8 protein-coding genes are annotated in these 10301 nt (G+C 66.6%); 4 read left to right on the forward strand and 4 right to left on the reverse strand.

Annotation, left to right across the window (positions count from 1 at the left end; all coding sequences use genetic code 11):
• Both Y705_RS20325 and Y705_RS0114580 read left to right on the forward strand, forming a co-directional pair.
• Window positions 1-495 (forward strand): TrmH family RNA methyltransferase (locus tag Y705_RS20325; protein WP_162149093.1); only part of this gene is annotated, 495 nt, incomplete at its 5' end.
• Window positions 496-985: 490 nt separating this feature from the next.
• Entirely contained in the window at window positions 986-1243 is a 258-nt protein-coding gene (locus tag Y705_RS0114580) for a type B 50S ribosomal protein L31 (protein ID WP_026533387.1), read from the forward strand.
• Between the two features lie 78 nt (window positions 1244-1321).
• Here Y705_RS0114580 and pepN read toward each other — a convergent pair whose 3' ends face one another.
• Window positions 1322-3913, reverse strand: a complete 2592-nt coding sequence (pepN, locus tag Y705_RS0114585; RefSeq protein ID WP_026533388.1) for an aminopeptidase N — start codon at window positions 3911-3913, stop codon at window positions 1322-1324.
• A gap of 239 nt (window positions 3914-4152) precedes the next feature.
• Here pepN and Y705_RS0114590 point away from each other — a divergent pair, with 239 nt between their 5' ends.
• Window positions 4153-4941, forward strand: coding sequence for a SurA N-terminal domain-containing protein (locus Y705_RS0114590; protein ID WP_049822832.1), 789 nt, complete (start codon window positions 4153-4155; stop codon window positions 4939-4941).
• Window positions 4942-5001: 60 nt separating this feature from the next.
• Here the strand turns inward: Y705_RS0114590 and glgC are convergent, their stop codons facing one another.
• The gene (gene glgC, locus Y705_RS20330) at window positions 5002-6246 is read right to left on the reverse strand and encodes a glucose-1-phosphate adenylyltransferase (RefSeq protein ID WP_081738086.1); all 1245 of its coding nucleotides are present in this window, start codon (window positions 6244-6246) and stop codon (window positions 5002-5004) included.
• A gap of 112 nt (window positions 6247-6358) precedes the next feature.
• On the opposite strand from glgC, the gene glgA reads away from it, so the two are divergent.
• The gene (gene glgA / locus Y705_RS0114600; protein WP_049822833.1) at window positions 6359-7552 is read left to right on the forward strand and encodes a glycogen synthase; all 1194 of its coding nucleotides are present in this window, start codon (window positions 6359-6361) and stop codon (window positions 7550-7552) included.
• A gap of 1 nt (window position 7553) precedes the next feature.
• On the opposite strand, the gene Y705_RS0114605 is transcribed toward glgA, so the two are convergent.
• Both Y705_RS0114605 and Y705_RS0114610 read right to left on the reverse strand, forming a co-directional pair.
• A complete protein-coding gene (locus Y705_RS0114605) occupies window positions 7554-9662 on the reverse strand; it encodes an acyl-CoA dehydrogenase family protein (protein ID WP_026533391.1) in 2109 nt (702 codons plus the stop codon).
• 10 nt (window positions 9663-9672) lie between these two features.
• The coding region (locus Y705_RS0114610; RefSeq protein WP_253908643.1) for a TetR/AcrR family transcriptional regulator at window positions 9673-10301 on the reverse strand (629 nt) is incomplete at its 5' end.

The raw sequence follows: 10301 nt of genomic DNA on the forward strand, positions 1-10301 counted from the left end.
CTCGACACCGTGCTGGGAGAGGCCAGGCGAGTGGCGGTGCTCGAGGACATCGGAGACCACACCAACCTCGGAGCAGTGTTCCGCTCCGCCGCCGCACTGGGGATCGACGCTGTCCTCCTCAGCCCGGGATGCGCCGATCCGCTGTACCGCAGGGCGATCCGGGTCAGCATGGGCGGCGTCTTTCAGGTGCCATGGGCGCGGCTTCCGGAAGGGCCGCTCGATCTCGGACTGCTGCGGGACCTCGGCTTCATGATCGGCGCACTCGCCCTCACGCCCGACGCCGTCGGCATCGAGGAGTTCGCCGCTCAACGCCAGGTGCGACTCGCGCTGCTGCTCGGCACCGAGGGGAACGGGTTGTCCGATGCCGCCCTCGCCGCAGCGGACACCGCGGTCCGGATTCCCATGTACGGGGGAGTCGATTCGCTGAACGTGGCGGCGGCCGCCGCCGTCGCCTTCTGGGAGTGCAGGGACCGGCAACCCGCTCAACGCGCGTGAGCACCCTGATCGATCAGACCGCCGGCCCACGAGGCCAGCGTTCAAGCGTTCGATGGGAAGGATCGAGAGGCTGCCATCCCCGACAGGGAATGGCAGCCTCGACGTCCAGGCTCCGGATGGCTACCTCCCGCCGACAACGTGCATGCACTGCAATCAACGCATGCACATTGCCATACGTACCTCAGTGGAAGTGATTGCATTGCATGCATTGCAATCACTCTGCATTGCAATGTATCCCGCTGATACGGCTTCCGGCAGCAGCGTTGCTGCGTTACGCCTGTATCGGCGACTGTCGCACCCCACTCGATGTGTGACGCTTCACACCAGTTCGGGAGGAAATGCGGGTGGGCATCGCGGACGGGCAGGACGGGATCGGCTTTCGCGGACGGATCCGGTATACGGTACTATTGGTGGTTGGTCCTCAGCGACCAATCCACTCTTTCAATCACCAGTGCCTGGCAAAATCCAGGCAACCAGAGAAGGTATTCCTGTGAAGTCTGATATCCACCCCAAGTACCAGGCGGTTGTTTTCCGCGACCTCGCCTCCGACAAGTCCTTCCTGACGAAGTCGACGGCCGGCTCGAGCAAGACCATCGAATGGGAAGACGGAAACACCTACCCGCTCATCGAGGTGGAGATCTCCTCGGAATCCCACCCCTTCTACACCGGCAAGCAGCGGATCATGGACTCCGCCGGCCGCGTAGAGCGCTTCAACGCCCGCTTCAAGGGCTTCGGCGCCAAGAAATAGGTCTCCCTCACCGCACCGGCTCCGCCCGGTGATCGCTGACGAAGGAAGAGCCACGCCTCACGGCGTGGCTCTTCCTCGTTAACCTGGTCGAACTGCCTGCTGGGCCCGTAACGCGCGGAGGAGATGGTCCCGTTCCTCGATCACGATCCGGCGCAGCGCCCGCGGAGCGGCAGTGTTCTCGTCCAGCCACCGGTCGGTCGCCTGCACCACGGGATGGGTGGAGGGCTCCGAGCCGCCGTCGGAGTCGGCGCGACCGGGATAGAGCCCCCGGACCACCCGACTCGCCATTTCGATGCCGCAGCGCTGCCAGACCTCGCCGATGGAATCGAAATAGCGGCCGTCGAAAGGCCTTGTGAGCTCGATGCCGCCGAGCGCGAACCCTTCGATCGTCGCGCTGAGGAGGTCGTTAGAGAGGCGTTCGCCGAAGACGGCCTCCTGCCAGGCTGCCTGCTTCGTCGCGAGGTTCGGGAAAGCCGCTGACGCCAGCGTGAACCCCACCCTGCCGGAGGCGGTGTTGTCCGCGGCGAGCTCCGCGTCGAGTTCGCGACCGGTGGTGAGACCGTGCGCGGCGAGCGACTGCAGGAACATCCACCTCAGCTCGGCGTCGATCTCCAGTCCGGGAACGACGGCGTCGCCGTCGAGCCGCGCCCGAAGCAGCCCGGTGGACTCTCCGGCAGTGCGCGCCGCGCCGGCGAGGGCGCGTGCCCAGGCGAGCTGCAGGTCCGAACTCCGACCGGATGCCATCAGGCCGTTCTCCAGCAGGGTTCCGTAGCGTCGGCGAAGTGCCGGCCTCGCTGAAGGAGGGGAGAACCGCTCGATGGCGATGCGTGCGTTCGCGAGGATGACCTGCAGGACGCCGACCCCGGTCTCCCTCGGCGCGGCGCGTTCCACGGCTCGTAGATATTCTCCGGGGCTGAGGTCGGCGTCACGCGTGGCGGACCAGAGTGCGGCGAGGCAGGTAGCCCTGGCCAGGGGGTCCCGCACCCTGTCCACGGCCTCGAGCAGCGTGGCCTGTGACCGCTGGTCGAACCGGAGTTTCGCGTAGGTCAGGTCGTCGTCGTTGGGGATGAGCAGGTCCGCCTGCGGGACGCCGATGAGCCCGGCGACCTGCGTTCGGTCCCCGGCGAGGGTGACCTCCTCCGACGCGGTCTTCACGAGGTCTCCCGCGGCGTCATACGAGTACAGCCCCAGGCGCACCGTGTGGGGACGCGGCTGCTCCTGCCCGCTGACGGGATCCGTGGCTTCCTGGCGGACGGTGACGGATGCGTAGGCGCCGTCGTCGTCGAGCGTGATCTCGGTGCCCAGGGTGGGGACTCCGGACGTCTGGAGCCACTGGCGCGCCCACGTGCTGAAATCCTCACCGGTCGCCTCGGCGAGAGCGTCGAGGAGGTCGGTGAGCGTGGTGTTGCCGTACGCGTGCTTCCGGAAGTAGCTGCGCGATGCAGCGATGAACGCCTCGAACCCGGAGAAGGCCACGAGCTGCTTCAGCACCGCGGCACCCTTGGCATAGGTGATGCCGTCGAAGTTCTGTTTGGCGGCTTCGAGGTCGGGGATGTCTGCGACGATGGGATGCGTGGTCGGCAGCTGGTCCTGCACGTACGCCCAGGCCTTGCGCTTGTTCGCGAAGCTCACCCACGAGGTATCCCAGCGGGTTGCTTCCGCGACGGCGAGGGCGCCCATGTAGTCGGCGAAGGACTCCTTGAGCCAGAGGTCGTCCCACCACACCATGGTCACCAGGTCCCCGAACCACATGTGCGCCATCTCGTGCAGGATCGTGTTGGCCCGTGCTTCGTACTGGGCTGCGGTCGCCGCGGAGCGGAAGACGTAGTCCTCGGTGAAGGTGACCAGGCCCGGGTTCTCCATGGCTCCCAGGTTGTACTCCGGCACGAACGCCTGGTCGTACTTCCCGAAGGGGTATGCGTAGTCGAACAGGCCATGGAAGAAGGTCAGTCCCCGCCAAGTGACGTCGAGGATCTCCTCGGCGTCGAAGGACGCAGCGAGGGATTGCCGGCAGTACAGTCCCAGCTCGATGCCCGGAGCTGCGGGATCCTCCGGTTGCCAGGAGCCGGACACCCGGTGGTACGGCCCCGCCAGCACCGAGGTGATGTAGGTGGAGATCCGCTGGGTCGGCGCGAAGTGCCATTCACCGGCGTCCCAGCGGGCCACGACGGCGTTCGATGCGACGGTCCACGACGACGGCGCCTGGACCGAGAAGGTGAAGGCGGCCTTGAGGTCGGGCTGCTCGAAATTGGCGAACACACGGCGGGCGTCCGCCGGCTCATATTGGGTGTACAGGTAGGTGGAGCCGTCCGCCGGGTCCACGAAGCGGTGCATTCCCTCGCCGCTACGGCTGTAGCGGGCAGTGCCGTCGACCGTCACGGTGTTGCGGTCGCCGAGCCCGTCGAGCTGGATCCGGGCACCCGTCACGGCCGAGTCGAGGTCCACGTCCACACCGTTCAGCGTCACTGATTCAACGCTCTCGGAGATGAAGTCCAGGAAGGTCGAGGAACCGGGTGCGGAGCAGGTGAAGGTGATGGTGCACCGTGAGCGGAAGCCGGTTGCCTTCGGATCCTCGGCGTTGCGCAGATCCAGTGCGACGTCGTAGGCATCGATCCGCAGGAGCCGTGACCGCGCTGCCGCTTCGTCCCGCATGAGATTCTCGTTGTTCATCCGGCCATTCAACCACGACCCGAAACCGCGGAAACGCCGACGTCCTCTCGCCCTATCCGGCCTTACTTCGCACTGTCCGGTGTCCCTTCGTCCTGTCCGGCTTCCCCGACTTCCCCGACTTCACCGAATTCTCCAAGGAAGGGGGGCTAGGGTCGACGGGTTCCATTGCGGCCCTCCCCGACGAAGGTCCGGGAGGTGGGTCCGGAATGGGAATCCGAGTTGAACCGGTAAGGAGAATGATGTCGAAAAAGCAATGGTTGGTGGGGCTGGTCCTCGCCGGATCGGTGTCGGTGGCGGGCTGCGGCGCGCCAGGCGAGGACACCCCAGCAGAATCCGGAGTCCAGCAGGAAGCACCTGCCGAAGGCAGCGGCGACGCCGCGGAGGGCGACTCCCAGCAAGAGCTTCCCCAGCCCGACCTCGAGGGGATCCCCGAAGTGGTCGCGGAAGTCAACGGGGAGAAGATTCTCCGCGAGGAATTCGCGACGTCGTATGAGGGCCAGTTCCAGCAGGTGGCTCTGCAGTCCCAGCAGACCGGTCAGGAAGTCGACCAGGACCAGTTGAAGACCCGGACGGCCGATACCCTGATCGGGAACGAGCTGCTCGTCCAGGAGGTGCAGAAGCGCGGCATCACCGCGTCCACCGAGGAGATCGATGCATCCTGGGCCGAACTCGTCGAGTCGAGCGGGCTCGGGTCCAGGGAGGAAGCCCTCGCCGCCATCGCCGAGCAGGGCATCGACAAGGCCGAAGTGACTTCCCAGGTGGAAGCGCAGGTCGGCGTCGACAAGCTCATCGCCGAAGAGACCGGTGACACCACAGCCACCGAGGCGGAGCTTCAGTCGCTGTATGAGCAGGTCAAGGCCCAACAGGCCGCGGCGGGCGGGCAGGAGGGCGAGGAAAGCGGCTTTCCGACCTTCGAAGAGGCCCGGTCAGCACTCGAGGAACAAGTGAAGGGCCAGAAGGAAGGGGCCGCGGCAGAGGCCCTGGTCACTACCCTGCGGGAAAGCGCGGACGTCGTGGTCCACCTCTGATCAAAGCGAAGAAGTCGGCCTCGCCGGGACACAGGGGCAGGCCGACTTCTCAGCGGTGGATCAGACGGTCGGGACCTCCTGGCCCTTCCGCACGATCGTCAACCCGGAATCAGTGACCGCGAAGCCGCGCCTGAGATCCAGCTCGCGGTCCACCCCGACGGAGGCGCCGGCAGGAATATGGACATTCTTGTCGATGATTGCCTTGCGGACTACGGCGCCGGCGCCCAGTGTCACCTTGTCGAGAAGCACGGATCCGGCCACTTCCGCCCCCTGGTCGATGAACACGTCGGTGGCCAGGATGGACCCGTGGACCGTTCCTCCGGAGATCACGACGCCGGCGGAGACGATCGAGTCATGGGCCTGGCCCGACTGCCCGCTTGCGCTGCGCACGAACTTCGCCGGAGGAGAGACACTCTGGCGCGTATAGATGGGCCACTGCAGGTTGTACAGGTTGAACAGCGGCAGCGGGGAGATGAGGTCCATGTTCGCCTCATAGTAGGAGTCCATGGTGCCGACGTCGCGCCAGTACTGGCGGTCCCGCTCGGTGGAACCCGCAATGTCGTTGGTGGTGAAGTCGTAGACCGCTGCATCACCGCGTTCCACGAAATACGGGATGATGTCGCCGCCCATGTCGTGCTTGGTGTTCAGGCGGGCGGCATCCTCCTCGAGGGCCTTGACCAGGGCGTCGGCAGTGAACACGTAGTTGCCCATCGACGCCAGGAAGCTGTTCGGGTCATCGGGAAGGCCCGGAGTCGTCTTGGGCTTCTCGACGAAGGCCGCGATCCGTCCCGGGTTGTCCTTGTCGACCTCGATCACGCCGAACTGGTCCACGAGGTTCATGGGCTGCCGGACCGCAGCGACACTCACCGACGCGCCGCTTTCCACATGGGCTTTGACCATCTGCTCGAAGTCCATGCGGTACACGTGGTCCGCACCGATCACCACCACGATGTCCGGCTGGGCATCATAAATGAGGTTCAGGGACTGGTAGATGGCATTGGCACTGCCGAGGAACCAGCTCTTGCCGCGGCGTTGCTGCGCTGGCACCGACGCGATGTACTGCTGGAGCTGCGTCGACATCCGCCAGGTCTCGGAGACGTGCCGGTCGAGGCTGTGGGACTTGTACTGCGTGAGGACCACGATCTGCAGGTATCCGGAGTTCACGAGGTTGGAGAGCGCGAAGTCGATGAGCCGGTAGCTGCCTGCGAAGGGCACGGCGGGTTTCGCCCGATCCGCGGTCAAGGGCATGAGTCTCTTGCCCTCGCCGCCTGCCAGTACCACCGCGAGTACTTTCTTCAGTGCCACGAATGACCCCCTGCTCTTCCATGAGTGTGCGTTTCTGCTGTTCACTCCGCCCTCGGTGGGGCGGGTCCACTTCACACTAGAGGACTGGGACGCACTGCACTACGTTGGAGGAGTGCGAGTAGATATTGTGTCAAAGGAATTCCCGCCCGAGATCTATGGCGGCGCGGGGGTGCATGTCGCCGAGCTGAGCCGTGTGCTGGCCCCGCAGGTCGATCTCAACGTCCATTGCTTCGGGGCACCGCGCCCGGCGGACTTCCACGGGGCGAAGGTGTGGACCTACGGAGTTCCTGCCGGCCTGGCGGACGCCAATGCGGCAGTACAGACGCTGGGGACCGACATGGAGATGCTGGGCAACATCGCCGGCGCTTCCCTGGTGCACTCGCACACCTGGTACGCGAACATGGCCGGGCACCTGGCATCACTCCTGCACGGGATCCCGCACGTCCTGAGTGCCCACAGCCTCGAACCCCTCCGTCCGTGGAAGGCGGAGCAGCTCGGCGGGGGGTATGCACTGTCCTCCTGGGTCGAGAAAACCTCCTACGAGGCCGCCGCGGCGGTGATCGCGGTATCAGCCGGCATGCGGGCCGACATCCTGCGCAGCTACCCGGACGTGGACCCCGCTAAGGTGCACGTGGTGCATAACGGGATCGACGTCGGCGAGTGGAACCGGGACGAGGACGACGACGCCGTCGCCGCACTCGGGATCGACCCGGCCCGGCCCAGCGTGGTCTTCGTCGGACGAAACACACGACAGAAGGGCGTGCCCTACCTGCTCCGGGCGGCCGCCCGGCTGCCGGCCGGAGTCCAGCTGGTGCTCTGCCTGGGGGCCGCCGACACGAAGGAGCTGGCCGCGGAGACCGAGGTCCTCATCGACACACTGCGCGAGGAGCGAGGGTCGGTGATCCTGATCGAGCGGATGCTGCCACGCCGGGAGCTGATCCAGGTGCTGAGCCATGCGACGGTCTTCGCGTGCCCGTCCATCTACGAGCCGCTCGGGATCGTCAACCTCGAGGCGATGGCCTGTGGAGCAGCAGTGGTGGCGAGCGCTACCGGCGGCATCCCCGAGGTGGTGCAGGACGGCGTGACCGGAACACTCGTGGACATCGAGCAGGTTTCCGACGGCACCGGCACTCCACTCGATCCGGAGAAGTTCGTCTCGGACTTCGCCTCGGCCCTGACCGCACTGGTGTCGGACCCCGAGCGTGCCCGGCGAATGGGTGTCGAGGGCCGCCGGCGGGCCGAGGAGCACTTCGACTGGGAAACGATCGCGAAGTCGACCCTCAGCGTATATTCCGGCGTCCTCTAGCTCATTTCCTGCCCGTCGCCGTCGTTTTCCGGAGCCCGGCCTGCCGTGCGAGAAGGGTCTTCTCGTCGATTCCCGACGCCCCGCTTGCCCGCATCTGCCGCGCATGGGCGGCAGCCTCGTCCTGGCGCTCCTGCTCCGCGCCGGTCGCGATGGCGGCTCGGACGTGCTCCGGGCCGTAGCCGAAGGCCTCCACGAGGTCGAGGGAATGGGGGCGGATCTTCGCGAGCAGGCGGTTGATGTACGCGTTGAGGGTCCGTGCGCGCTGGGTGGAAAGGCGCCCGTTCATGAGATACCAGGCGAGGTTCTTCTCGATGAGGCAGAGGCCGAAGAGGTCGCGGACCCACGTCAGCACCTGCCGGGTGCCGGGATCGTCCAGTTCCTTGAGCCCCCGGGTGAACGCTTCCCACTGCAGCAGCTCGGCATGTGCGCGGGCTGCCTCGATGAGATCGTTCTGGTGGTCGTTGAACAGTGCGGCTGCCCTTTCCTTCGACATCCCCTTCGCACCCCGCAGTTCGCCCGCCAGGTCCGCCACCATGCTCGAAACCCGGTCCGAGAGCAGCTCGTGCTGGGTATGCTCGTCGCGTAGCGCGATCGCCGATTTCTTCTCCGATCCGGAGTCCGCGACGGTCTGCGCGACGCGGCGGAGCCCTGAACGGTGGAGCGTCCGTCCGGCCACCTGGGTGACGGCGAACCGGGCGAGCACGCCGAAGTCCATGTCCTTGAACTCCCTCGCGTAGTCGCCGAGCAGGCGCTTGGCCACGAGTTGCAGGAGGACGTTGTTGTCCCCCTCGAACGTGGCGTAGACGTCGAGGTCGGCGCGCAGCGAGGTGAACCGGTTCTCGGTGAGGAACCCCGCACCTCCGGTGGCTTCACGGCATTCCTGCAGCGTGTCGAGTGCCAGCCAGGTGGACAGCGGCTTGTAGGCCGCGGCGAGCGTTTCGAGGTCCTGGCGGTCCTCGTCAGTGTCGTGCGAGCCGGAGAAGACGCCGTCGAGCTTCTCCAGCAGCTCCTCGTGGGCGAACGAGGCGGCATACGTTGCGGCAAGACGCGGGAGCAGGCGGCGCTGGTGGCGCTGGTAGTCCATCAGCACCTCCTCCGCGAGCTCCGACGAGGCGTTGAACTGGCGGCGCTGGGTGGAATAGGTGATCGCGGCCGTCAGCGCCAGCTTGCTCGCTGCCACCGCCGCGCCGTCGAGTGAGACCCGCCCCTGGACGAGCGTGCCGAGCATCGTGAAGAACCGGCGTCCGGGAGAGGCGATCGGTGAGGTGTAGTCCCCGTTCGGGGCGACATCGCCGTAGCGGTTGAGGAGATTGGTCCGGGGCACGCGGACGTCGGTGAAGTGGAGCCGGCCGTTGTCGATCCCGTTGAGCCCGCCCTTGAGGCCGTCGTCCTCGCCTCCCACGCCGGGCAGGAAACTGCCGTCCGACGCGCGGAGTTCGACGTAGAAGCCGTGCACGCCGCGGTTGACGCCCTGCGTCATCAGCTGGGCGAAGACGACGGCGGCACGCCCGTCGATGGCCGCGTTGCCGATATAGTCCTTCCACGCCGCACGGAACGGGGTGTTGATCACGAATTCCCCGGCATCGGGATCGTAGGTGGCGGTGGTCGCGATGCTCGCCACATCCGAGCCGTGCCCCGTCTCCGTCATCGCGAAACACCCGGGAATGTCCATGTTCATGATTCCCGGCAGCCACGCCTCGTGGTGCTCCCTGGTACCCAGATGCATCACGGCCGAGCCGAACAGTCCCCACTGGACGCCGGCCTTGATCTGGAGCGAGGGATCGGCGACCACGAGTTCCTCGAAGCCCGCGACGTTCCCGCCGTGGTCATCCGCCCCGCCCAGGGAGCTGGGGAAGGCACGGTGCACGGCCTGCTGCTCGACGAGGTAATGCAGCTGGTCGAGGCAGCGGCGCCGGTGATCGGCCGAGGAGAGGCCTTCGATCTTCTGGACCTCGGGGCGACCGGCGAGTGCCCGCGCGGTCCGGCGGACGTGCGCCCATTTTCCGAGGAGCAGTTCACCGAGGACGGCGGTGTCCACGACGGCGTCGTCGTTGTCCCGGATTTCGGCGGTGGCGGGAACCTGGAGCTGGCGGACGGCTGTCTGCGTCATGGCGTGTCCTTTACGGGTTGCTGGATCGATGGGTGGAGGGTGCGGCATGGCTGATGCCGTCGAAGAGCCAGGTGGTGAGCTGGTCCGTCAACTGCTCCTCGGAGGGCTTGCCCGGGCCGTCAGGAGTGGAGAGCCACAGTTCACCCGCAGCCCTCACCATGCCGATGGCGGCCCGCGGCCAGTACTCCGGGGCGGCGTCCGAACCGTCGGAAGGGTGCGCCGCGAGGAGGTAGGAGCGCATCGGCTGGGCGATCATCTCGGTTGTTGCTTCCAGGAAGGAGGCGAGGGTGTCCGGGGCGCGGTCCTCACCCGCGTTTCCTGCGGAATCCGGTGCTCCGGCCCGGGTGACGAACGCATAGACATTGGGGGAGGTCCGGGCCATCTGGAGGTAGGCGAACACCATCGACCTCAGCCCTTCGCGGGGGCTCGTGGCCTGCCGGGCCGCGTCGAGGACCTTCTGCTGCATCTGGCTGAGTACCACCTCGGCCACCGCCCGCTGCAGCCCGGTCTTGTCGCCGAAATACCGGTAGTAGACCGACTTGGAGGTATCGGCCGCGGCGGCGATGTCCTCCATCGACGCTCCCGGCCCCAGCGTGTCCACGGCCCGGCGTGCGGTCTTGATCAGGGCACGACGGCGGG

Origin of the sequence: Arthrobacter sp. H41, assembly GCF_000520535.1 — a bacterium.
In the GTDB taxonomy this organism is placed as follows: domain Bacteria; phylum Actinomycetota; class Actinomycetes; order Actinomycetales; family Micrococcaceae; genus Arthrobacter_D.